Below are 23984 nucleotides of genomic sequence, written 5' to 3'. Positions count from 1 at the left end.
AGTTGGGTTGCTGCCCGGCTCTACAGATCGCCCTGAGCCACCACCTTCACCGTTGTCAGGGCTTCCACGTCGATGGGCCCGCGCACGTGCAGCCGCTGGGTAGAAATGCCCAAAGACAGGTCGCGAAACGCTCCCAACGTGGGGATCCCAGCTCCCCGGCCTGCCGAGAGGGGGGAAGTGTTGATGTGGATCAGGGCGGCATCTACTTCCTGGAGAAAGCGCTGGGCCGCCGATTGGCTATCGGTGAGGATCGTCTCCGATTGACGGCAACCATTTTTGTTAATCCAGGCGATCGCCTCCGTCAGGTCGGCAATGGGCTGCAGGCGCAGATGAGGTCGTTCCGTCGAGTCAAAGCCTTGCCCAAGCGGCTGGAGCTGCGGGAACTGTTCCAGAATGGAGGCGGCTGCCTGGATATCGATCCCGTGACCCAGCAAGTCCTCAATCAAGGCGGTCAGATGGTTGGTGGCCCAATCGGTGTGGATCAGCAGCCAGAGGGTGAGAGGCTGATAGATGGGGATCCCTTCTGAGCCATACTGGGCGAGGGGATCCAACAAAGCCGACTTGACCAAGGGCCAAGGGGCAGTGCGATCCAGATAGATGTGGCCGTAGCCCAAATGGGTGGCCAGAGTCGGCACTTTGCTGGCCTGCAACAGGAACTCCACCCAGCCGGGGCGACCGCAGGGAATCACCAGGTCTAGGTAGCGGGTTTGCTGTAACAACGGCAATAGTGGGGAATCTACTTGGGGATCTGCGGTTCGGTCTTGGGCGGGCAAGGTTTGAATGGCTCCTTCCGGGATCCCGTGCTCGTAAGCCGTCTCTGCCAAGAGGTTGACCATGGCCTGGTGGGTTTTCTGGATGGGACCGCTGCTGGCCAAAATCACGCCATTTCCTGTTTTTAGGCACATGCCAATGCCATTTAAGGCAAACTCGGGGTAGATTTCGTAGACCAGAGCAATCAACCCCAACGGGACGCGGTAGCGGCCAATAAACAGGCCATTCTCCTGGCGGTGCCCTTTCTCCAGCTTGCCAATGGGATCCGGCTGCTGGGCCAGGAGAGTCAGCAACTGGGCGGATCGCTGTAGACGCTCGGGGGTGAGCTTCAGGCCGTTGAGGATCCACTCCGGTACGGTTTGCTCGCGGCAACTTTCCAGGTCGAGGGTATTGGCTTCCAGGAGCAGATCGGAGCGCTCCAACAAACACCGCGAGAGAGCCAGCAGGGCCTGGCGCTTGGTTTGGCTGCTCAACCGCTGCATCTGCGGTAGTAAGCGGCGTACCTGTCGCAGAGTGGTACCTAAGTCAAAGTCTGAACCGAAATCTGTCACTTGAACTTCTCCCGCCTAGCCCATTAGAGACAGACCCGCTGCGTTCTCCAGACCACTGCTAACAAGAAATGGTTGGATCCACAAGTGCTGGGGCTGCCAATTCTGGAGACCAGTCGCTGGAGAAAATCTCACTCACCTCAGGGCCGCCGCAGCAGCAGGATCGCCGTTACCATCAGCAGCGTTAGCAACAAGCCGAGAATCATGAACCAACTGAGCAACTGGGTTTGGTTTGGGAAGAGCACTGCGCCGATGAACCCAACCGCCAAGACAATGCCCAAGCTGAGGGTGAGGCCCAAGAGCGCGGATCCCTGTAGGGTGTTTTCCCGCCGCAACACCCATTGGTAGCCGTTCCAGAACCACATTTTGCGATAGGGATAAGAAACGGCCAGTTGCTCGATGTACAGGCGGTCGGGGGTAATGGCAAAAATATGCTGGCAACGGCTACACCCAAAGGCTTCGGTTAGGGTGATCAGGCGCAACTGACCTTGATGGCAGCACGGGCAGGGGTAAATTTTGGCGGGCTCAAGGGTCTGAGCGACACGCGGGGCTGAGTTTTGACGGGGAGACTTGCGGGGAGAAGAGAAGGCCACAGCTCTCAGCCGGTGAGAAGTTGGGATCCCTCACATCCTATCTTCAGGAAAGCGGAGTCAAGCCACCCAGAGATGGTGGACGTAGCGCCAGGTGAGGATTTGGTTGAGGGCGAGGAAGATCAAAGCTAGAAGCCCGTAGCCCAGCTTCAGGATAGTGCCAAGATAGCCAAGCACCCTTTGGGGGATGAAGCTGAAATCGGTGTGTTTGGCCCAATGTACCAACGCCAACACCTGCAGGATGTGAACCGGCAGACAATAGCGGCTCATGCTTCGCTGGCCCAAGGGGCTCGTACCCGTCAGGGCAATGTAAAACATGGCCCAAGCAGCCAGATGAAATCCCAGCCGCTCCCGCCAACACTGGCTTCTACCTGCCATAACTCCTGCCGCATCCATTAAACCTGTAACAAGCAGGGATCCCAGGGTGGCAGACACAAACAGTTGGCTAAGAGCGTCAGCCCACAGCCCAGGGTCTTTCATCGGTGCAGAAAGAGAGAGTAAGCTTTGCCAGCGTTCGGCGGAAAGGACATATGTGCGAGCTTGGAAAATAGCTTGATAATTGGCTTTCACGCCGGTAAAGTAACGCTGCATTTCCAGGTAGAGATCCCAGCGTCCGAAGCGGAGCTGACAGTAGAGAAAAAAGCCCAGGCCACCCAACAGAGCCAAGCTCGCTGCCATACTCGTCCAAAACCAACGGCGGGCTTGGGTTCTCTCCCCCGCTTTCAGGAGATTCAAAAAAGGGAGCAGCGCCACCGGCAAGCCGACAATCCGAGTAGCACTCATCACCAAGCCGTGGATCCCAGCCAGGAGCATCAGCAGGGGACGGCCCCCGTGAATTGACCAGTAGAGAAAACCCAGTAGGCTGGCCATAAACAAAGATTCGCTGTAGCCCACGACCAGGTAAAAGCTGGTGGGATAAAAGAAGATGAGCAAACTAGCCAAAATTTGCCAGAGGGGGGGAATTTGCCACCTGCGGTAAAGCAGGAAAAGGTAAACCCACATCAGCCAGCAAAAGAGTTGGGCGGTGAGGTAGAGCCCCAGTTCAGGGTCAACTCCCACAAGGTGACTGATTGCGGCCACTGCCAGGGGATAGCCGGGGAAAAAAGCCACGTTGCTCTGCTCATAGGCAATCTTGTCGAAACCCACAAACTGGTACCCCCGCCGCACAATGCTGAGATACCAATAGCTATCCCGCTGACTCAGGGCTGTGAAGGCAGAAGCATAGTCACCGCGTTTTGTCCAGAGGTATATCGTTAGCACTTGCAGGATAGTAAGCGCTAAGCCTAGCAAAGCGATCCGAACAGAGAAGCAACCTAAAAGTTTGCGGATCTGCTGCAACAGATGGCTGAGGCGAAGACTCATCGGCACATTGCTCTTTCTCTCGTCAAGACGGCTCCGTCAAGCCACCCAAAGATGTTGGACGTAGCGCCAGGTGAGGATTTGGTTAAGGGCAAAAAAGATGAAAGCCAAAAGACAATACCCCAGCTTCAGGGCACTGCCAAGATATCGCCAAGCCCGTTGGGGGATGAAGCTGAAATCGGTGTGTTTGGCCCAATGCAGCCAGGCCAGCACCTGCACGATGTAAACCGGCAGGCAATAGCGAACCATACTTCGCTGGCCCACCACACTCATTCCTGCTAAGGCAATGTAAAACATCACCCAAGCAGCCAAATGAAACCCCAGCCGCTCCTGCCAGCGCCGACTTTTGCCGGCTGTGGAGCTGATCCCATCTATCAAACCGGTCACCAGTAGGGATCCCAAGGTGAGAGGAACAAACACTTGACTGAGGGAAATTGCCCATATCCCAGCTTCCAAAGCTTCAGAAAAGGAAAACAGGGATCGCCAATGACCAATAGAAAAGAGAGGAGTATAGGTGTGCGCTTGAACAATGGCCAGGTAATTGACAGAGCTGGGGCCAAAGTAGGACTGCATTTCCATGTAGAGATCCCAGCGTCCAAAGCGAAGCTGACAGTAGAGAAAAAAGCCCAGCCCCCCCAGCAAAGCCAGGCTCACTGTCGCCACTGTCCAAAGCCAACGTCGGGATCCTGACCAGAGATTGAGAAGTGGAATCAAGGCTACCGGCAAACCCACAATGCGGGTGGCGCTCATTGCCAAGCCGTGGATCCCGGCCAGGAGCATCAGCAGGGGACGATCCCAATGAATTGACCAGTAGAGAAAACCCAACAAGCTAGCTGTAAACAAAGACTCGCTGTAGCCCACACACAGATAAAAGCTGGTGGGATAAACCAGGATGAGCAAACTTGCCAAAGCCTGCCAGAGCGGGGGAATTTGCCACTTGCAGTAGAACAGGAAAAGGTAAACCCACATCAGCCAGCAAAAGAGCTGGGCGGTGAGGTAAAGCCCTAGTTCAGGGTCAACGCTCAAAAGGCGACTGATTCCAGCCACCGCCAGGGGGTAGCCGGGGAAAAAAGCCACGTTGCTCTGCTCATAGGCAATCTTGTCAAAGCCCACAAACTGATACCCCTGCCGCACGATGCCGAGATACCAATGGCTATCCCACTGAATTAGGCCCTTGAAGATGGAAACATAATTGCTCTCCTCACTCCAGAGGGAGATCATGAAGATCTGCAGCACTGTCAAGGCCAAACTGGGCAACAAGATTTGCCCTAAGAAAGGGGCAAGGTACTGCCGACCTCGCTGCAACAGATGACTGAGAGGAAAGCTCATCGCTGAATCGTTAAGGGTGAAGATGGCACTTTGATTTCTTCTTGGTAATCGTCGTCGGAGTTCACCTGCCAGAGATTGTGACTACCGGGTCGGAGAATGTTCTCAGCCGCCAGCAAGCCCATCAGTAAACTGTGATCTTGGTTGTTGTATTTAAATGAGCCGTAGCGGCCCACCACTTGTAGATTTTCAAACTGGCTGAGATACTCCTGCAAAATGGCTAAATCTTCTTTATAGCTACCGGTATAGATGGGATAAGTGCGGGGCAGGCGCACCACAAAGCCACTGTAGATCTTTTGATCGTGAAGCAGGCCAATTTGACGCAGCTCCTTCTCGGCCAAAGCCAGCAATTCCTCCTCAGGAGCTTGCCACAAGGGATCCCCAAAGTTGCACCAATACTCACAGCACAAGGGGGTTTGCTCTTGGTTGGGCAACATGGCCGGAGACCAATTGGCGAAGTTGGTCACCCGTCCCACCCCCACCGTTGGATCGTTGATATACAGCCAGTTATCGGGGAAGAGCTGGGATCCCTGCACAATTAGGTAAACCAAAACCGTGTTGCGAAACCTAAGATTCCGGGCTGCCTGCAACACCTTTGGGGGTGGTAATTCCTGCAGACTTTGCACCAACACCGTTAGAGGAATCGAAGAAATGACGTGAGAGGCAGGAACCCAAGTCTCTTGCTGAGTCTGAAGGTTGCGCAATTGCAGTTCGGCAATTTGGGATCCCTCGTGCCTAAGGGCGACTACCTCTGTATTGAGCAAGACTTTCTGTCCTTCGGCAAGCAAATACTCCTGCATTTTTTCATAGAGCTGCCCGGATCCCAGGCGAGGAAACTGAAACTGATCGATCAGGGATTTCACCGAACCTCGATTCCACCCCAATGCCTTTTGGATGGCTTGCCCAAGGCTGAGACCTTTGATGCGCTGAGCGGCCCAATCGGCACTGATCTCGGTACAAGGGATCCCCCAGAGCTTTTCCGTATAGCCTTCAAAGAACATTTGAAAAAGCCGAGTACCGAACTTGCCTTTGACCCAGTCGGCAAAGTTCTGGGGAGCTGGTCGCGGAATTAATTGTGCCCAGAGATAGGAAAGGACAATGTGCAGGCTTTCCCACCAACCCACTTTGCGCAGGACTTCCCAGGCCTGAATGGGGTACTGAAAATACTGCTTGCGGTAATAGATGCGGGTGAGCCGTCGGACGGTTACTTGCTCGGATTCCAAAACCTGACTCCACAACTCTCGCACCGGCAGGATTTTAGTGAAAAAACGGTGCGGGCCATAGTCCAAGATAAACCCCTGATACTGAATACTTTTGGCCAAACCCCCGACCTTCTCCTCTCGTTCTACCACCACTACGGAAAAACCCAGTTGGTTCAAGCGATAGGCAGCCGCCATGCCTGCCGGCCCCGCTCCCAGGATGTAGATGGGATCCCCCACTCTGTCTCTTCCCGAAACTGCTTTACAGGGACATTCTAAAACAGGTCGAGAAACTTCCCTACCATCGGCCAATTCCCTGCCAAACCCCAGGACAATGAGGGGAGAAGAGAAAGGTTAGACTGGTGAGGCTGCGGCTGGAGGCTGGCCTGTGCTGTTAACCAAGGGCTTTGAGGTGGAAATGTACACCGGCACCGCCGCCGGGGAAGTGGTGGGCTTGTCGGATCGCATTTGCCAGGCTTTGCCAGGGTTTGTGCGGGAGCCGGATCGGCGCAACGTGGAGTATATCACCCCTCCCCTTCGCCGCTACGAAGACCTGCTCTGCGCTCTGCTGCGACCTCGCCTGCAGTTGCGGCAATTTTTGCGCCGTCTTGGCCCTTACACCCTTCTGCCAGGGAGCACGCTAGCTTTGGGCGGCAGCGACCACTTCGAGCGGTCGGATCCCGGCAACCCCTACCACGACTACATCGAACGCACCTACGGCACGCGGGTGGTAACTGCTAGCATTCACATCAATGTTGGCCTGCCAGGTACCGAGGCCATCTTCCGGGCCTGTCGCCTGCTGCGAGCGGAAGCATCTCTCTACCTAGCTCTGAGCGCTTCCTCTCCTTTTCTGGACAGACGGGTGACGGGATCCCACTCCAGCCGTTGGCAGGTGTTCCCCAAAACGCCGGCTCAGGTGCCCTTCTTCCGGGATCACGCCCACTACATTGCCTGGATCCAGGAGCAGCTAGCCTTGGGCACCATGCAGAATGTGCGCCACCTGTGGGCCTCGGTGCGACCCAACGGCCCGGAGCGGCCCTACCATCTCAACCGGGTGGAGCTGCGCATTTGCGATCTGGTGGGGGATCCGGTAATGGTTCTGGCGATTACCGCCTTGGTGGAAGCCCGTCTCTGGCAGTTGCTGGCCCAGCCGGAAGCGCTGGATCCCTTGCGGGGGCCCTTTACCCCGACAGAGCTGGAGAGCCTTTGCGAGGCCAACGAGCAGGCTGCTGCCCGAGAATCGCTGCAATCTCGTTTGGTCGATTGGCAGACAGGCCGGGAACGGGCGGCCCAAGAGTGGATCGAAGAGCTGCTGACCGAAGCTTGGCGCATTGGCCAACCTCAGGGCTTAGGCTGTTTTCTAGCTCCCTTGCAAACCCTACTCCACCAGGGCAATGAGGCCCAACGCTGGCTGAAGCAAGTCAACCAGGGATCCACACCTGCCCAGGTGTACCAAAAGGCCATCCAGGAGCTGGCCGAACAAGACCGAGAGAGGCAGGAAACCCTCTGTCAAGCTGTCGGCTAAGCCTCTGCCCAACGGTGAGCGTTCTCAACCCGGTGCTTTCTACACACTAGCTCGCCGAGCCAACTTATAGTCATTTCAAACTGGATTGAGACACTCCTACTGCTGCCCAAACGCTCCGCGCCGCTTCCGCGACCACCTCCAGTCCTTCTCCCAGAGAGAGAGGAGTTGGGAAGCAATGCAACAGATTTCATTCTTGTTTAAAATGCAATTCCCTAGGCAGGCTCCACCGCTTCTTGTAGGGCTTTGCGGGCAATGCGAGTGACGTAGACGGTAGCGGCTATGGTGGCGATGAGCCCCACGAGGCGAACGACCCATTGGGCGGTTTGAGCCTGAGGATCCAACTCCGCGCCTTCCATGTCGGCCAGGGATCCCGCCAACGAGCCGATGTACACATACATAAAAGTGCCCGGCACGATCCCGGCAGTGCCCAACAAGTTATCCAGAAAAGAAATTCGGGTCAGCCCTAGGGCGTAGTTGAGCACATTGAAGGGAAACGCAGGCGACAGCCGAATCAGGCCGACTATTTTCCATCCCTCACGTCCCACTGCTCGGTCGATGGCCGCAAACTTGGCATTTCCCTCAATCCATTTCGCCACCTGTTCCCGCGCCAAGTAGCGCCCGATGAAAAAGGCCAAATTCGCTCCAATGGTTGCCCCGATCAGCACGTACACAGTTCCGGCCAGCAACCCGAACACGGCCCCTGCCCCCAAGGTCAGCACCGAGGCTGGTAGAAGCAGCACCGTCGCTACAATGTAAATGGCAATGAAGAGGATTGGCCCCAGCAACCCCAAGCTTTCAATCCAAGCCAGAGCTTCGGCGAGCCAGTCTTGAATAACTCCAAAAAATCCCAATCGATGGGCTGCCCAAAAGATAAAAATGGCCAAGCCCAAGCCGGTAGCAAGCTTAAGCAAAATCCGCTGCTTTTGGGGATTTGTGTTGAGTTGAGGTAGCTCTTCCATTGGCTAAACTCCTACAAAGTTCTTGTGAGGCGAGCTAGAGCAAGCCAGAGTAGACAGCTCTTGGAGTAGGGGAAGTATCTTTACCCGAAAGTCGTGCCGTTCCATCCCCAAAGATAGCCTTTGGCATCGCTGAACTCAATGTAAATCCTCTTCTTGGGGATCCCCAATCGGGCCTCGATGGTGCCGCAAAAAAACTCGCTCATGGCCCGGGTTTGTTGGGCGGAAAATTGCCCGATACTCTTGATTTCCACGTAGCAACAGGGATCCCCACTGCCGGCAAAGGTCATCGGGATCCCACCCTCAAAGGCGGTCATCACGTAGGCTTCCGACTTGCCCAACTGTTCCGATAGAGCAGCAGACAGCACCTTAAGCAGTTCCCCTACCGCGGCGGCTTCTGGTTGCACAGACGTTTGCAGCTTGATCAAAGGCATGGATCCCTCTCCCTATCAACAAATTCATCTTGAAATTCATCTTGGCATTCTCAGCCCCGCTCTTCGGCAATCCACCTGTGGTAGCGTAGCGACAGAGTTGGGCAAACCTCTATGGAGCAGACGAAGCCGGCCAAGCCAGAGATCGGCCACCAGCAGGGCCAAATCGGGCCAGGCCCTTGTGCTGTGCAAACTGAGGCTGCCCCCGCTCCTGTCGGCCCTTACAGCCAGGGCGTTACTGCTCTGGGGCCGTTTCTGTTCACCGCCGGACAGGTGGGCCTGGATCCCAAAACCGGCAAACTGGTGGGGGAGGACATTGTTTCTCAAACTCGGCAGGCGTTGCTGAACGTGCAGGCAGTGCTGGAAGCGGGGGGCACCACTCTCGCCAATGTGGTGAAGACAACGGTTTTCCTGGCCGATATGGAGGACTTTGCGGCCATGAACGAGGTTTATCGAGAGTTTTTTGCCACCGATCCGGCTCCGGCCCGCTCTTGCGTGCAGGTGGCTCGCCTGCCCCTCAATGCCCGAGTGGAAATCGAGGTTGTAGCCTGCTACCCACAATCGACCTAAATGTCTCCTGAGTCCGGCTAGCGGAATGGTTTCTGGGTCGGCGCGGATCCCGGCAAATCGGGAACTGGATCGTAGCCCCCTGGGTGCCAGGGATGACAGCGACAGAGGCGACGGAGCCCCAGCCAACCCCCACGTAGGGCACCGTAGCGTCGCACCGCTTCCAAGGTGTACTGGGAGCAGGTGGGGTAGTAGCGACAAGCAGGCGGCAGCCAAGGAGAAATACCCACCTGGTAACCCCGGATCAGGGCAATCAAGCTGCGAGTGAGGGGATCCGATCGTTCAGGCATGGGTCGGAGTCCAAAAAGCGCATCTCTAGGTAACTTGAGGTTAGCTGTTATCCCAGACTGGAGGCGCCTGCAAAGGCGAGCAGGGCCGGTTCCCAGCCCCAGACCATACGGTTACAATCAGAAAGGTTAGTACCTAAATATTTCGGGCTGAGGGATCCGGCGAAGGTGGGCTTATCCTAGGGCGCGGTTCTGGGAGAACGCTTTGAGTTCCATTTTGCATAAGGAGTTGGCGTGAGGGTATTCGGGCAGCTGCAGCCGGCACAGCGGCGCAACTTGGGCATTTTGTTTGTGGCTGGGCTGCTCTTTTGGGCCAGTTTATCCTCGCTGCTGCCCACGTTGCCTCTCTACGTCAGAGATGCCGGTGGCACCAGCCAGCAAGTGGGCTGGGTAATGGGGGCCTTTTCGATTGGGTTGCTGGCCTTTCGCCCTGCGTTGGGTCGCCTGGCGGATGGCCACAGCCGGCAGATCGTGCTGCTTATCGGCATGGGGGTGGTGGGGATGGCCCCCATAGGATACTGGCTCTCCGATTGGATCCCATGGGTAGCGCTGGTGCGAGCCTTTCATGGGGTTAGCATCGCCGCTTTTGCCACAGCCTATGTGACTTTGGTGGTGGATTTTGCCCCAGAAGAAAAACGGGGTGAGATCCTGGGCTACATGAGTTTGGTCAATCCGATCGGCGCAGCCATTGGCCCTGCTTTGGGCGGCTTTTTGCAGGAGTTTGCCGGCTATGGCCCTTCGTTTCTCTTCTCTGCTCTGCTGGGGTTGGTGGGCTTTCTTTGTACCCAACTGGTTCGAGAACAGCGGCGTGAGCATTGGGGATCCCTGCCGATGGATGGGGCCTTCTGGAGCTTTCTGGGCAGCCCGAAGGTGCGCTCCCTCGCTTGGGTGATGTTTTTGGTGGGGTTGGCCTTCGGCACCCAGACCACCTTTGTGGCCTTGTTAATCCAAGAAGCCGGAGCTCCCCTGAATCCAGGTCTTTTTTATACGGCAGTGGCCTTTGCCAGCTTTGGAGTGCGCCTGCTCACCGGTCGCGCTTCCGATCGCTATGGGCGGGGGCCATTTATCTCCCTCAGCTTGGCCACCTATGCCTTGGCAATGGGGATCCTGATTGTTGCCAACAGCACCGGCGCTTTTCTGGCTGCTGGGATCGTGGTGGGTTGCGGTTTTGGTACTTTGATCCCTCTCATCTCTGCCCTCGTGGCCGATCGCTCGGAGCCGGCGGAGCGGGGTCGCCTGTTTAGCTTGGTGATGTGCGGGTTTGATTTGGGCATTGGCCTGGCGGGGCCCCTTTTGGGCACCTTAGCAGCGGGATCCGGCTATCGAGCCATGTTTGGCTATGCGGCTCTTCTTTCCCTGGCTTCCCTAGGTTCTTTTCTCTTCTTCTCCAATGGGCGACCGGGGGACTCGCTGCGCTTTGCCTTGGGCCTGGGGCCGGACAGCCTTTCGGGTTGTCTGGAGGACAGCCGCAACCCGACCTCCTGGAGCCACCGGGTCAGCCCGCTCCCCCGGAGACGGGATCCCGTTCATAGATAGTCTCATATCTCTATCAGATCCCCCCTGCTCCACACCTGATCCACACCTGAATTGAGACTCAAGCCCTCTGCAGTTTCTACAGACAAACCGGCCCATTTCTGGAAACTCGCCCTATCCTAAGTTGGAGTTGGTGTACAAAAGGCAACTCTGGATACGGATTATGGAAGCGCGGCATTGGCTGGCCCTGCTGGGATCCCTGGTGGTCAGTGCCTTCTGGGGATGGGTGGAAGCCGTCTGGGGGGTGACAGTGCGAGTGCAATTGGCCGATACCACTGCCCCTCTGGTGGTAGGCGTTTCTCTCCCTGCCCAACTGATCAACGGTCGGGGAGAGGTGCTGGCAGATCTGCCCCCTATGCAAGGGTTTTTGGCTCAGCCCAGCCCTCAAGGGGTGCGTCTGCATGGGGTGGTTGACCCGGTGCTGTTCATCGAACCTCAGGAGGGTGGCCTGGTGGCAGTGAATGGCCGCTGGTACTCCGGCAAGGTGCTCTTGACTGGCTACAACATGGTGATGGCCATCAACTACGTGGATCTAGAAGACTATGTGGCCAGTGTGGTGGATGCAGAAATGGGATCCCGGTTCTTCCCAGAAGCCCTGAAGGCGCAAGCGGTGGCAGCCCGCAGCTACGTTCTTTACCATCGCAATTCCCGCGGTTGGTTTGATGTGTTTAGCGATACTCGCTCCCAGGTGTACCGAGGGCTTTCCCAGCGGTCGGCAGCCGCCCTGGAAGCAACACAAGCCACCCGTGGTGTGGTCATGGTGTATGGGGGTCAGTTTGTCAATGCCATGTACAGCGCCAGCAGCGGCGGCCAAACCGTCGGGGTGAGTGGGATCCCTTATTTGATGAGCTTACCGGATGTCAGCCCCTATCCCAAGTTTGGGCATGGCATTGGCATGAGCCAGTGGGGCGCCCAAGAATTGGCCCGCCGAGGCTGGACTTACCGCCAAATTTTGGCCTACTACTACCGAGGGGTCAGCTTTGCTCGTTTGCCAGAGTGAGACCTTCAGTGCCCTGATTTGCTCTGTCTCGTCTGCGTCAACCGAACCGCGGCTTTTGGGCCTGAAAGACCTCTTGGGCTTTGGGATCCCCTCGCTGAGGGCGGCGTTGAACTCCACTTCGGTCATGGTGCTAGAGCCGAGATAGTAGCCCCAACGATACACCAGATCCCCAAGGATGCCGTAGTGTCTCAGGGTTTGCAGATCTTTCATCAGGAGCGCACCGTCACGAACGGATCCCACACCAGAAACCCTGCTCTGCTTTTTCGCCATTCGCATCTTCCCTTACAGCATTTTTGGGCCTGACTTTTAACTTGAAGAAGACCCCGTTTTGTTCCCACCTCAGCTTCAATTTTAGGCTTCTGGGAGTGGCCTCATGGGTAGAACACTCTATGTCTCCCAACAGGATTGCTACCTCAGCCTCGACCAGGAACGCCTGGTTGTCAAACGGGCTGGAGCTGTTCTTCAACAGGCTCAATTGCCCCACTTGGATCAGATTTTGATCTTTGGCCATGCCCAAGTCACAACCCAACTGATCCAGAGTTGCCTAGAGCGCAACATCCCCATCGCCTATCTTTCCCACATGGGGTACTGTGCTGGGCCGTCATCAACCGGCAGGTGCAGACCTACAAGCAGTTTGTAAATGATGTAAATGATCAGATCCCTGTTTACTTGCCGTTCCTCATCCGCTGAGGGGATCCCACATGCAGCTCTACGTCATCACCTACGACATCCCCGACAACAAACGACGCAAGAAAGTCTCTGACTTGCTTGATCATACTTGGGAAAGCTATTGGACTCTGGTTCCGCTGGGGGATCCCGACAAGCCTTTGCAAGCTAAAACTAAAGATCCCGACTACAAGTCCTGGAAAGAATCCCAGCAAACTCTAGCCCAAAGCCGAGTTGAATTGCCGACCAACCCTGAAGAAAAAGCCTATGGGAATTTGAATGTGGACACCTGGTGGGGCAGCTTGCAAGCGCGTTTGGGTCAGTCGATTCAGGCTATTAAAAATACCCGCACCTGGCAGATCCCGGTGGCCCCTGGGGAGCGGTCTACCCTCTCAGGCATGTACAGCGCGGTTCACCCCAATTTGCTCTATCGGGATCGATTCCGTGAAGGGGCAGGGTTGCCGGCGGGATCCCTGCGCATGTTCTGGAAACTGATGGCCGAAGTTTATCCGGGGCTTTTCAACGGCTCGGAGATGTTGAACGCGGTGGAACTGACCAAACGCATGGCCTGGAAGTATGGGGGCATTGCCAACTCTCTGGGAGTAGCCGAAGAAGAGGACGATCTGGAAAACCTGATCCGGTTTCCCAACCTCAGCTCCATTGCAGCAGCCCGCTTTGCCCATGATGCTCCCGAAAAGGTGAAACAGTATTGGCACGTGTTGGAGAAGCAGATCCGACAAGTTCTGCCGGAATATCGGGATCGATTTGGATCCCTGACGCGCCGCCCTTTTCAGGTGCCGAAGACGGATGAGCAAATGATTCCTGATCCCCAACCCCTCTCCCAGCGGACGAGGGGAGAAGCACCCTACAACGGAGTGATGTTTTCCAGCAGATGGCTGGTGGACGATCTGGGGCTCCAGGATCCTGAAGATATTGCCCTATTGCGAGAAGCCGTGGATCAAGCCCATCGACAGGTGGGTCTAACCGGGGGCAGTCCCTCCGACTGGTGGGTGATTGTACTGGCGGATGGAGACAACATGGGCAAGTATGTCAGCGGCTCCAGGCTACACCCCTATGAGACCTACCTGCCTGAAGATGTTGCCGATCAATTGAAGAAGAATGGCTTGGAGTGGCAGGAGCTTCTGCAAAATGTCAAAAAGCGCATGGGGCCAGCCACCCACGTGGGGCTTAATCGGGCCTTGTTGGATTTCTCCAATCGACTAGTTCCTTACCTGACGGAGAAACGCTTCTGTGGTCGGGTGGTCTACAGTGGCGGAGACGATGTCATGGCTCTCTTGCCCTTAGAAGATCTGCCCGAATATCTCCTCTTCCTGCGCGCAGCTTGGTGTGGGAATTGGTGTGGGAAACGGGATCCCAAAGACGAGTTCAGATTTGAAGGAGGATTTTGGCATCCCCAGCCGGGTAAAGATCTCTCCGGCCTGCCCAATCGTCCCCTTTTCACCATGGGCGAAGGAGCCACCATGAGCATCGGCGTGGTGATCGCCAACAAAGGGATCCCTCTGCCCACCGTCCTGGAAAATCTCTGGGAAGCTGAGAAGCATCGAGCCAAGAAGATCCCTGGCAAGGATGGTCTTTGCTTCCGGGTCATTTACCAATCCGGGAATACCTTGGAGGCCCTGATGAAAGGGGAACTGCTGGAGCAATGGTGGGACTGGTTAAAGCAAGGGCCGGAACTGGATCTGGGGCCAGTGCTATATCGTTTGGCCGAAGAACTGCCGCTGCGCTGTGTGATCTCTGCAAATAACAAGCTGTTTAAGCTGGCCACCACCACGATTTTGGCGCGACTAGACCGAGCTGAGAAGCTGGAACCTGTTCGGGAGCTTTTGGTGAACTGGATCAATGCCTGGGAAAGCTGGGCATTCGAGTTTCAAGGCAAGTCAGAGGCTCTGGGCGCCACTCCGGTAGATTTGGGTAATCTCTTGAGATTCTCAGCCTTTTGGATAGACAAGGAAAAACAACGAGATGATTGGATCAAAAAACCTCAGGAAATTGAGGCAAAGTAAGAGGATCGAGATGCGGTTACAAGACAAAGCCAAGTTACAAAATATTCACCCCTGGAGAGTTGAAGATTACCATCACATGATCGAAAACGGTGTGCTGACCGATGCCGACCGGGTGGAGTTATTAAAGCCGGGATCTGGGATGACTGGGTTGTTGATGTCAAGGCCAAGGAGAGCGCTCTTTATCACACCCTGCGGAAGGTTTTTATCAAGAAGTGCAAGTGGTTAAAGAGCGTGATTGCCTCTCTCCTTTGGCTTTCTCTGAGGTCACCTTCTGTGTCGAAGATTTATTTCCACAAGGCAGGTAATTCTTATGTCTGAAACTCAACTGTACTGGTACGCCCTAGAGCCTATGGATGTGCTGCTCTTCCGCGAGAGCAAACCTTTTTCTCCCGGCGAGGGATCCTGGGCGAAAGGATTATTTCCCCCTATGCCCACCACGATCTTTCAAGCGCTACGCTCCGCCCTGCCCTACACCTCAGACAAGGCTCGAAATCTCAAGTTCCTGGGGCCATTTCTCCTGGATGAGCAAGATACGCTCTGGCTACCCGCTCCCAAGGATCTCCTGGCTACGGGTCAATCGGATCCCCATGCTGATCCAGACACGACCCCAGAAGACAACTTCGAAGAGAAAGTCCGGGGAGACCAATACTCTCGCCTACAGCCGGCTGAGGGGGATCCTTGGAAACCTATCGGCTGGGATGATCAAAAACTCCCGCCCCTGGTGCCCCCCTCTCTCAAAAAAGGGGAGTACATCAAAGGCCGTCCCCACCCCTGGATGCGGGCCTCGGCACTGAGTGCTTATCTCCAAGGATCCCTACCCCAGGCCGACGACTTTCATGAGGATCCCTGGGATACCCAGGTACTACCTCACATCGACATCAAATCTGACACTCGCCAAGTGAAAGAGGAGGCGGGCTACTTTACCGAGGTGGCAACCCGGCTGCGGTGGGGGTGGCGATTGGCGGCAGCCATCAGTGCTCGGATCCCGGCCACCACCGTTCGCTTGGGCGGAGAGGGACATCGCGCCCTGGTCACGCCTCTGGAAGATTGGGATCCCGGCATCGATTGGGAGCGGTTTCGGCAGGGGACGGGTCGGGTGGCTTATCTACTCACTCCGGGCTTAGCGCAGCCTGAAGCGGATCCCCGCATCTATCAGGCCTATCCCTCCCAGTGGCAGCCTTATCTGGCGGGATGCGCCACGGATCGGGCCTTGCTATGGGGTGGAATTTCTGCGGTTCGGCGACAGGGCAGTGAGCGATTAGACTTTGCGCTGCTACCTCAACGGGCTTTCATCCCCGCCGGCACAGTGTATCACTTCAAGGAGGATCCACCACTGCCAAGGCAGCTTATAGGCAATCCATGCGCCCAGTCCCAGACCTTTGCATCATTAAATTACGGAACACTTTTGTGGGGAATTGTAAAATGATTCAACCTGACTTTCGCGTTGGCTATCTTTACAGCCTTGCCCCCATCCATTGCGGTGGAGAAGGCGACTTAGGCAATATCCTGGAAATTGCCCGTGAATCTCACACCAACTTTCCCTACATCCCAGGATCCTCTTTACGAGGAAGCCTGCGGAACGAGGTGACACTCCAAGATCCAGAAATCGCTGATACCCTCTTTGGACGGGAACTCCAAAAAGACGGCCAGATGGGGGTTCACCAAGTCTGGTTTGGAGATGCCCGTTTACTGTGGGTGCCGATGCGCACCATGTCTCTAGAGGGATCCGATTCCGTTTTCTGTTGGGTGAGCTGTCATTCCCTACTGCGAGATCACGCCTTGCTGTGCCGTCAGCCTCTTCCAGTTCTCCCCAGAACCCCTGTAGGAACAAAACCTGGTGTTTATGTTGTGGCAGACGCAGAAGTGCATGTTGAGAAACTCCCTGAAGGGCAAACCTTCTCACTGGCCGGGGAATGGCCCGCTGTTTTACAGGGGGATACCCAAGCAACCTGGAAAAATAATCGGATCATTCTTCCCGATAGCGACTTCCAGATCCTCATGGAGCACTCCCTTTGGACACAGATCCGCAACAAGATCCAGGAAGATTCGGAAGGAGCCAACCAGGTAGGCTCAGCAGAGGTGTTCTGGACAGATGTGTGCATTCCTCGTGACACCATTCTCTACTTCGCCTGGGGATATAGCCCCCTGCCCAACCAGGAAAACCTCACCCAAGAGCATGAGATTTTGATCAATGTTCTCCAAGGTTTGTTCCAGGTGGGGGGGCAAGCCAATGTTGGGCGAGGCTGGGTTCAAGGATGGGTCTCCAATGCCTCTGATCCCACCCCACAAGCTAAATCTGAGAACACTGTTAGGAGTTAAGAATGTCGAAGAACAAGCACATGAAGAGCTTTTCTAAGCCTGTTACTCCAAACTCCAAATTGGAAAACAAAGCTGTGCCTTCTCACCAGCGGAGGGAGATCAACAGCTCTTCCGACTCTGCACCATCTGAGCAGCGATCAGCAAGCGTACGCCCAGAGCATACCAGCTTACTGGCCTATAAACACATTCAACAGTACATGAGATCCCAAGGGAAAGAGTTTCTTTCTCAGGAGGATCTTAATGCGGTACTCCGACTTTCTCAACACCTGAGAGTTTTCGGCCTGCTCTCGGCCATAGGATACGTTAACCAGTCCAATGCTCAAGAAGGTAAGGTGAGACAGAGAACAGTTCCTGTCTGGACTTCTTTATTGGGGCAACTGGTTACCGAAGATAATTCTCTAGAGCCCAAAGCATTAATGCAGAGGATCCAAGCTCTGGCAAGCGACCAACCTGTAGAATACCTCGCCCTTTGGAGACGATCTTTAATCTTGGCGAATCACTGGAACTTTTGGGCTAGAGCTTATCTTTCAGGAGATACAAATGGAGAAAACACTGATGTACACCGGGCCGCGTCTAATTAAGCTATTGGCTGAGCAACATCAAAAGCGATCCTCAAACCTTTTCCGTCAGGGAACTTTCACTTTGCGTTGGCGAGCAAAAGTGGGATCCTATCCCCATCCCGATGTGGAAACGCTTGTTTCAGCAGGGGAACCCTGTGGGCCATGGCAGCCCAAAAGAGGTCGGCCAGAGGATAAGCGCAATGTTGGTAAAAACTGGGAACTTATGCCTGACTTGCCTCTCAATGGGTACATTCCAGGTTCTTCAATCCGAGGAATTGTGCGGGCCTGGGCAAAACAACAACCGGAGCGGATCCCCAAGATGGAAGCTCTCCTTGGATTCCAGAAAGAGACTGTTATCTCGGCAGGAAAAATTCAATTTCTCGACGCTTGGCCTCTAGAGCCCACCCGTTTAAGCCTCGATATTGTCAACCCTCAGCAAAACTTTCAGGTGTTCCACCAAGGTCAAGGCACTCCTTTATCGCTCTACACACTGGGCAATGGTCAGGGACCCATTGATTTTCTCGTGGCCATCCAAGGCGTTCCCGGCACAACTGAAGAAGAAGTCGATGAGGTCTGGTCATGGGTTCAACAAGCCTTAAAAGTCTTGGGGATAGGTAGTCGCACTGCTTCTGGATATGGTCGGATTTCGATCCCTAACCACAAGGGATCCAGACAGTTAAGTGAAGGCATATCAAGTATACTCTTTAGATTCCATCTCTCCAGCCAGGGTAATGCGGGCCCTAACATGAGAACCCTGGAGCTGCGACCTTCGCATTGGCGAGGATGGCTTAGATCCTGGGCATTGCGATTCTTTCTGGGAGTTATGAGCCAAGAGAATGCAGAGAAGACAGTGAGTGAGCTTTTTGGAACCCTAGAACCCAAGTCTCAAAAAGGGTGCATAAGGCTGGAAATGATCCAGGGAGATATCTGGGCACGCAAGTCAAAAAACTTCCCAACCTTCTACTCATGGCAGGGAGAACTTAGAATTGAAGCTCCCAAAGAGATCCTCATGGGAATCCTTCTCCCCATTGTGCGAGTTGCAGTGATGACTGGCGGAGTAGGTCGCGGATGGAGGAGACCACTTCACATTTTCATGATGCAAAGAACAGATCCTGCAGCCCGAGGCAGTCACCTGACGCTTGATATCAAAATTAAGGGTGAGTACAGGGTGTTTGGAATACCTCTTGAACCAGAAAAATGGAGGCAAGTATACGAAGAGTGGTATCAAAAAGTTGGACAAATCTGGCCGAAACGTTTGCTCAGTGGATCCCAGAATCCCAACTGTGAGGCATTTTCACCCAGCAGTTGTGCCGTATTCGCCGTCCCTGGCCCTGAACAGGATCCGGTTAATGCTTCAGATTTAAGTTGGGTTGATCCCAATGATGCAGAAAGTACGCGAGGAGATGGTATGGGGCTGGTTTATCAACAAAATCGACATCAAAACTACAAGCGGAATCCCGATCTTGGTGGAGACGCTGCGCAAGGCAGCGCCCATTGCTCTTGGGTAACGATTAGGAGGCACAAGATTAAGCATAAGCAAGTTGGTACTCAATGCCAGGAAGTGGTCTGCCTATTCATGGGAGGTGTCCAAGCTGGATGCCAGCATGTCCGTTCCCAGTTTCTCAATGACTTATCTCGAATAAAAGGCAGTCTCCATCTCTTCGGTCTGAAGTCTGAACAGCCTTGAAAAGATGAACTTTTCGCTCCTTCTAGACTGGTCTCGAGGAGATGAAGTCTGATATGCTCATCACTCCCACTCGCCCACATCTTCCCGAACAACGGGTCATTTTCCACCACCTTACCTGGGATCGCTACCAGCAGATTCTTCAGGCACTGGGAGAGCACCGTTCTTCTCGCTTGATCTACGACCGGGGTACTCTGGAAATCACCATGCCACTTGAAGAGCATGAGTTTCTGGTCAGGATGATCGATCTCTTCGTACGCATCCTAGCTACTACATACTTAGGACAAATTAAAACTATGGGCTCTACAACTCTTAATTATCCCCACATAGATCGAGGGGCAGAACCTGACAATGCCTACTACTTACAGAATCAACCTAAAGTCAAGGGACGCACTGTAGATTTCAGCCAAGATCCGCCTCCAGATCTGGTGGTGGAAGTTGACATAAACCATAGTACTATCAACAAGTTAGCCCTATATGCTGCCATAGGGATCCCTGAGTTGTGGCAGTTCAATGGTGAGGAACTGCGAATCTATGAACTTACTGCGCAAGGCTACCAAGAGTTAGAAACCAGTCCTAGTTTTCCAGGGGTTTCCAAAGACAGACTCTACCAATTCTTAGCAGAGGCTCGAGAGAATGAGATTCAGGCTGAACAGAATCTACGCAACTGGATCCAGGAGCAAAAGCTATGATTGCCCATTCTCACCCCAAAGCTTCTCCTCGGGAGTATCTGGCTCAGGAGTGACAAGCTGAGTTCAAAAGCAAATACATTGACGGTGAGATTGTGGTGGATCCTAGTAGATATTACCGATTGGTAGATTCCGTTGAGCTATCTTCAATCCAACGTCAACTTGCCCTGAAGACATCTACGAGAAAGTGAACTTTGATCCTAAGTGAGGAACTATGGCTACTCTGATTGCTAACATTGGCACCTCTGATCTGACAGTAAAAATTCAAGGCTTTGAGTACTACATTCCTGTAGGCTTTGATCGAGATGAACCAAACGAAGTTGCCGAAGATCTAACAGAAGACGAAAAAGTGATATGGGAAAGAAGTAGTCGAGAAGACTTTGTTGCCAATGGGCTCTGCAAAGAGCTGGGTGTAGAGGTTAGAGGTCAAGGCAGGAATGCCTACAGCTTCCGCGAACTAACAGAGAAACTTCTTGCCGCCTATCAACAGGAGCCAGATTCTTGGCAGGAGCGCATTCGACCTGGAAGAATCTGGGGAGTGATCCATACTGCCATCGAAGAGTTTTCGGTTAAAAAAATCAACATCTTTGTTACTAATCAAAGTCCCCCTCAGCATCAGGATACTTGCTTCTTGTTCGAAATCATCAAAAGGTGGATTGAGAGACATTTACAGCGAGAGGACATCCTCTTTCTAAAGCGAGTGATCCCTCAGAACGTCAAACCTAACCAACAGGATCTTGTCCTCAATGAGTATTATCGCTTCTTTGTTGACGAGATTGATTCAAACGAGGTGGTTCTTGTCAGTACCAAAGGTGGAACCCCTCAAATGCAGACAGCTCTTCGTCTGCAGTCAATTACTGCTGACATTCCCAAGCTGCTGTTTCTGGATCCGATTCTTTCAAAACGAAAGGTGCTTCTAGGAGAACCCTCAGCCTGCGTCCGAACTTCGTACTGGCAATATCAACGGACACAGAAGTATCGTGTTGTCATGCAACTGCTAGAACGTTTTGACTTTGCGGGAGCTTGTCAAGTTCTCAAGGGCTGGCAATCCATTCTGTCCTTTCAGATTGAGCAGGGCGTAGTCAGCAAGTCACAGCTACGTTCTAGCAGGAGACTGGTTGATGAAGCAATCAAAGGGCTAGAAGTAGCAGACTCACTTATAAACTTAGACATTGAGGCTGCTAGAGCTTCCAAAAAAGAGATGAATCTGGATATGAGTTTGGATCTAGATGCTCAAATCAATCAGGCCATCGAGAACTACAGCGTTTTGCTTAACTTATATTCTCAATGCAGAATATATAAACAAAATTTGCAAGTTTCCCATTTTCTTTCAAGAATGTCCTCACTTTGTGAAGAGATTCTCGACGAGGCCATCAAAAAACTTGGCGGCAACAGATATCTGGAACCCGCTGCTGTGGGCTTCCGGGTTGAGATTCGTGAAATTAGGAAACTGCTGCCTCAAGATCAGCTCAGCTTGCTGGACTCCTTGGATTATGTCAGGAATGGCCAATACGCAAAGATTCTCTATCGTACGAGCAAGCTTAGCTTTTTAGATATCCTTCTTGCTATTCGCAAAAAAGACAGCGAGAGTGAATCTTTATCTCTCTTAAAAAGAGAAATTAACAGTTTAGAGTTTTGGATCTACAAGCGTAACGAGATGATTCATGACAGTCAAGGATTTTCCAGTAACCGTATCTCTGAGTTAAACAAGGAGGCAAAACGAATAGGAGCCTGTCTTTATGAAGAAATCTTAAAAGTTCTGGCGAATATTCTCTCATCTCCTCTTTTACAACTGCCCAATATTGATAAGCAGAATTTTACTAAAGGCGATGATCTCTATCTCTACACTAGTCTAAAGAAATGGGTAATGGAAAAACTTCTTCTGGATCTGCGTGCTTCCTAAAGGAGGGCAAATTGATAAGCATAAGCTCTTCCCACTACAACCACGTTCTTATCGGGATCCCCGCCAGCGGCAAGTCAACCCTGGCAAAAGTCTTGGCCGCAACTTGGCAAGGTTCTCAAGTTGTTAGCACTGATGATATTCGTCAAGAGTTGTACGGGGATCCCTCAATCCAAGGCAACTGGCTGGAAATTGAGAGCCTAGCCCTTGCCCAGATTCGTAAGGCTCATCAGCAGGGCCAAGTTATTGTCTACGATGCTACCAATGCCTACCGCCCCTGGCGGCTGGATCTGCTGCAAAAGTTGCCCGGCGCAAATTGGATTGGGTGGCATCTGACCACTCCTCTGGAAGTCTGCAAGCAAAGAAATCAGCAGCGGGATCGTCAGGTACCCATCTCTTTCATAGAAGCGATGGCTCAGGCACTAAAGACTTTTCCGCCTATACCCGCAGAGGGATTCCTGGATGTACTGACCTTGGATTTGTCTGGATCCCTGCCTACCCAAGAACAAATCCGCGAGAAGGTCAGTGGCATTCCTCGCACCTTGATCAACCGTCAGAACGGCACTCGAAAGGCGACGCTACATGGCTACTCTCGGCTGCTTGACTTTGAGCGCTTGCTCCATCTTCTCGCCATTTTGATCCATCATCCCGGCAGCACCCTGGAGGAAATCACCCACCGGATTGCCTCTGAAAAAGGATCCGTGTACGCCGATCCTGAACTGCTGTCTAAAGATCTCATCTGGCTGAAACAGAGTGGTTTGCTCTGTCACACCGGCGAGAACAACGCAGGGGAGCAACACCAACTCTTGGTTCAACCCGAAAACCAGCAACCTCTAGCCTTTGCCACCCACGCATATTCTGACTGGGATAGCTTCAGCCGCTTGATCTATACCATCCGCCTGATCTTGACCCAACCCTTCCATTTCGATCCCGAGCTGGGCAGTTTGGAAAGCTTGAACCGCGAGCTCCAGCAACGGGGCTGGGTGAGAGGGCAAAACAGAGATGCCATCCGCAAGGACATCGAAAAGGTCTTGAAGCCCTACCAGATTCTGCCATCCTTCCCGATGAAGCGGGGCTACTTCACTCACTCTGGGATCTTCACTCGCCATGAACTCAAGCAGATCTACCGGCTTTTGCAGGTAAGCACTCGTGCTCTGGAAAACCCCTGGGAGCAGGCGGTCTATGAAATGGTGGAGCAGCGTATGCGCCTCAGCCGCATTGATACTTCTGAGATCTACCCCACTCGTCGGCTGGGCAATCAACCCATTGTGGATCCCACCTTGGCTCCTTCCGGTACCTTGGCGGATCGTCGTGGCCTGCAGGTGGTCGAGGAAGCGATGGAGAGGGGGGAGTTACTGGAGGTGAAGCGTTTGCCGGGAGCCACCTTCCCCGGAGAGGATGTGGAGAGCTTTCGCATTTGGCCCCTGCAACTGGTCTTTCATCAAATTGCCTGGTACCTGGGCTGCGAGTATCACAGCCCGAAGAGGCAGGGACTGATGCGGTTTGAGCGGATGGATCGGCTCTTTCTTAACCGGCGGCATTGTGCAACGCGCTCCCGCCAAGAGCAGTTGGTTGCCCTAGAACGCCTGCACAAGCTCTACGATGTCAGTGCCGGGATCTTTTTGGGCAATGACCCGCATCTGCAGAAACAGATCCTCAGCCGGGATCCCAACGAGCGCCGCCAAGCGGAAGTCACTTTGGAACTTTGGTTTAGCGATCGGATTTTTCCGTTTGTGAGCGAGGGCACCCGACGCTTTAAGCACCAGCGTATGTCCCCCCGCATATCGGGATCCTCGCGGCCCAAGTCCATCTTCAACTTGCCCCCAACTGGAAATAGTCAGTTTCCCCACCGGCTTGAGGTGGTCTTGCCCCGTTGGTCTCTGGAGGACGTCGACCTAAAGCGCTGGATCCTAGGCTTTGGGGGGGAGGTGTTGGTGGTCAGCCCAGAGCCCCTTCGGCAAATGATTCAGGATGCGGGGCAGGCGATCTCAGCTTTGTACAGGGATCCCTTACCTGATCCTGAGCGAAAAAGCTCGTGAAAGAAAGTATT

The 23984-nt window shown here is 53.9% G+C and carries 21 protein-coding genes; 13 read left to right on the top strand and 8 right to left on the bottom strand.

Annotated features, from left to right (window positions below; translation table 11 throughout):
* Window positions 1-20: 20 nt before the first annotated feature.
* From ACVWZG_RS05710 to ACVWZG_RS05690, 5 genes are all read right to left on the bottom strand, one after another.
* Entirely contained in the window at window positions 21-1322 is a 1302-nt protein-coding gene (locus ACVWZG_RS05710) for an aldehyde dehydrogenase family protein (protein ID WP_414412849.1), read from the bottom strand.
* A gap of 137 nt (window positions 1323-1459) precedes the next feature.
* Window positions 1460-1912, bottom strand: coding sequence for a hypothetical protein (locus ACVWZG_RS05705; protein ID WP_011432204.1), 453 nt, complete (start codon window positions 1910-1912; stop codon window positions 1460-1462).
* A gap of 57 nt (window positions 1913-1969) precedes the next feature.
* Entirely contained in the window at window positions 1970-3169 is a 1200-nt protein-coding gene (locus tag ACVWZG_RS05700) for a hypothetical protein (RefSeq protein WP_414374958.1), read from the bottom strand.
* A 138-nt stretch (window positions 3170-3307) separates the two neighbouring features.
* Window positions 3308-4597: a hypothetical protein gene (locus ACVWZG_RS05695; RefSeq protein ID WP_414374959.1), complete on the bottom strand. Its 1290-nt coding sequence runs from the start codon at window positions 4595-4597 to the stop codon at window positions 3308-3310.
* Window positions 4594-6033, bottom strand: a complete 1440-nt coding sequence (locus tag ACVWZG_RS05690; protein ID WP_457405352.1) for an NAD(P)/FAD-dependent oxidoreductase — start codon at window positions 6031-6033, stop codon at window positions 4594-4596. The genes ACVWZG_RS05695 and ACVWZG_RS05690 overlap by 4 nt, the downstream gene beginning before the upstream one ends.
* A 148-nt stretch (window positions 6034-6181) precedes the next feature.
* Between ACVWZG_RS05690 and gshA the strand changes: the two genes are divergently transcribed.
* Window positions 6182-7318 (top strand): glutamate--cysteine ligase, encoded by a 1137-nt coding sequence (gene gshA / locus ACVWZG_RS05685; RefSeq protein ID WP_457405349.1) that lies wholly within the window; start codon window positions 6182-6184, stop codon window positions 7316-7318.
* 212 nt (window positions 7319-7530) lie between these two features.
* Here gshA and ACVWZG_RS05680 read toward each other — a convergent pair whose 3' ends face one another.
* Together ACVWZG_RS05680 and ACVWZG_RS05675 are read right to left on the bottom strand one after the other, a co-directional pair.
* On the bottom strand, window positions 7531-8277 hold the full coding sequence (locus ACVWZG_RS05680; RefSeq protein WP_457405348.1) for a TVP38/TMEM64 family protein: 747 nt from the start codon (window positions 8275-8277) through the stop codon (window positions 7531-7533).
* 80 nt (window positions 8278-8357) lie between these two features.
* The gene (locus ACVWZG_RS05675) at window positions 8358-8708 is read right to left on the bottom strand and encodes a phenylpyruvate tautomerase MIF-related protein (RefSeq protein WP_414357213.1); all 351 of its coding nucleotides are present in this window, start codon (window positions 8706-8708) and stop codon (window positions 8358-8360) included.
* A gap of 183 nt (window positions 8709-8891) precedes the next feature.
* Between ACVWZG_RS05675 and ACVWZG_RS05670 the strand changes: the two genes are divergently transcribed.
* Window positions 8892-9275 (top strand): RidA family protein, encoded by a 384-nt coding sequence (locus ACVWZG_RS05670; protein ID WP_011432209.1) that lies wholly within the window; start codon window positions 8892-8894, stop codon window positions 9273-9275.
* Between the two features lie 17 nt (window positions 9276-9292).
* Here the strand turns inward: ACVWZG_RS05670 and yidD are convergent, their stop codons facing one another.
* Complete coding sequence (yidD, locus tag ACVWZG_RS05665; RefSeq protein ID WP_414344078.1) at window positions 9293-9562, bottom strand: membrane protein insertion efficiency factor YidD; 270 nt, start codon at window positions 9560-9562, stop codon at window positions 9293-9295.
* 231 nt (window positions 9563-9793) lie between these two features.
* Between yidD and ACVWZG_RS05660 the strand changes: the two genes are divergently transcribed.
* From ACVWZG_RS05660 to ACVWZG_RS05610, 11 genes are all read left to right on the top strand, one after another.
* Window positions 9794-11095 (top strand): MFS transporter, encoded by a 1302-nt coding sequence (locus ACVWZG_RS05660; RefSeq protein WP_457388316.1) that lies wholly within the window; start codon window positions 9794-9796, stop codon window positions 11093-11095.
* A gap of 160 nt (window positions 11096-11255) precedes the next feature.
* Entirely contained in the window at window positions 11256-12092 is an 837-nt protein-coding gene (locus ACVWZG_RS05655) for a SpoIID/LytB domain-containing protein (protein WP_457405346.1), read from the top strand.
* Window positions 12093-12465: 373 nt separating this feature from the next.
* Window positions 12466-12732 carry a CRISPR-associated endonuclease Cas1 gene (locus ACVWZG_RS05650; RefSeq protein WP_414344071.1) on the top strand — a complete coding sequence of 89 codons (267 nt, stop codon included), beginning with the start codon at window positions 12466-12468 and terminating at the stop codon, window positions 12730-12732.
* A gap of 61 nt (window positions 12733-12793) precedes the next feature.
* Window positions 12794-14782: a type III-B CRISPR-associated protein Cas10/Cmr2 gene (gene cas10, locus ACVWZG_RS05645; protein ID WP_457394584.1), complete on the top strand. Its 1989-nt coding sequence runs from the start codon at window positions 12794-12796 to the stop codon at window positions 14780-14782.
* A 310-nt stretch (window positions 14783-15092) separates the two neighbouring features.
* Window positions 15093-16208, top strand: coding sequence for a type III-B CRISPR module-associated Cmr3 family protein (locus ACVWZG_RS05640; protein WP_457405344.1), 1116 nt, complete (start codon window positions 15093-15095; stop codon window positions 16206-16208).
* On the top strand, window positions 16205-17101 hold the full coding sequence (locus ACVWZG_RS05635) for an RAMP superfamily CRISPR-associated protein (RefSeq protein WP_457405343.1): 897 nt from the start codon (window positions 16205-16207) through the stop codon (window positions 17099-17101). The genes ACVWZG_RS05640 and ACVWZG_RS05635 overlap by 4 nt, the downstream gene beginning before the upstream one ends.
* A 2-nt stretch (window positions 17102-17103) precedes the next feature.
* Window positions 17104-17682 (top strand): hypothetical protein, encoded by a 579-nt coding sequence (locus ACVWZG_RS05630; protein WP_414407813.1) that lies wholly within the window; start codon window positions 17104-17106, stop codon window positions 17680-17682.
* A complete protein-coding gene (locus ACVWZG_RS05625; RefSeq protein WP_457405341.1) occupies window positions 17642-19348 on the top strand; it encodes an RAMP superfamily CRISPR-associated protein in 1707 nt (568 codons plus the stop codon). Before ACVWZG_RS05630 ends, ACVWZG_RS05625 begins: the two co-directional genes overlap by 41 nt.
* A 53-nt stretch (window positions 19349-19401) precedes the next feature.
* Window positions 19402-20037, top strand: coding sequence for a Uma2 family endonuclease (locus tag ACVWZG_RS05620; protein ID WP_457415289.1), 636 nt, complete (start codon window positions 19402-19404; stop codon window positions 20035-20037).
* 211 nt (window positions 20038-20248) lie between these two features.
* Window positions 20249-21937, top strand: coding sequence for a hypothetical protein (locus ACVWZG_RS05615; protein ID WP_457405338.1), 1689 nt, complete (start codon window positions 20249-20251; stop codon window positions 21935-21937).
* A gap of 11 nt (window positions 21938-21948) precedes the next feature.
* Window positions 21949-23973 (top strand): AAA family ATPase, encoded by a 2025-nt coding sequence (locus ACVWZG_RS05610; RefSeq protein ID WP_457405336.1) that lies wholly within the window; start codon window positions 21949-21951, stop codon window positions 23971-23973.
* Window positions 23974-23984: the final 11 nt, after the last annotated feature.

Source organism: Thermostichus sp. OS-CIW-33, from assembly GCF_054059615.1.
This window is presented reverse-complemented; position numbering and strand designations above follow the sequence as displayed.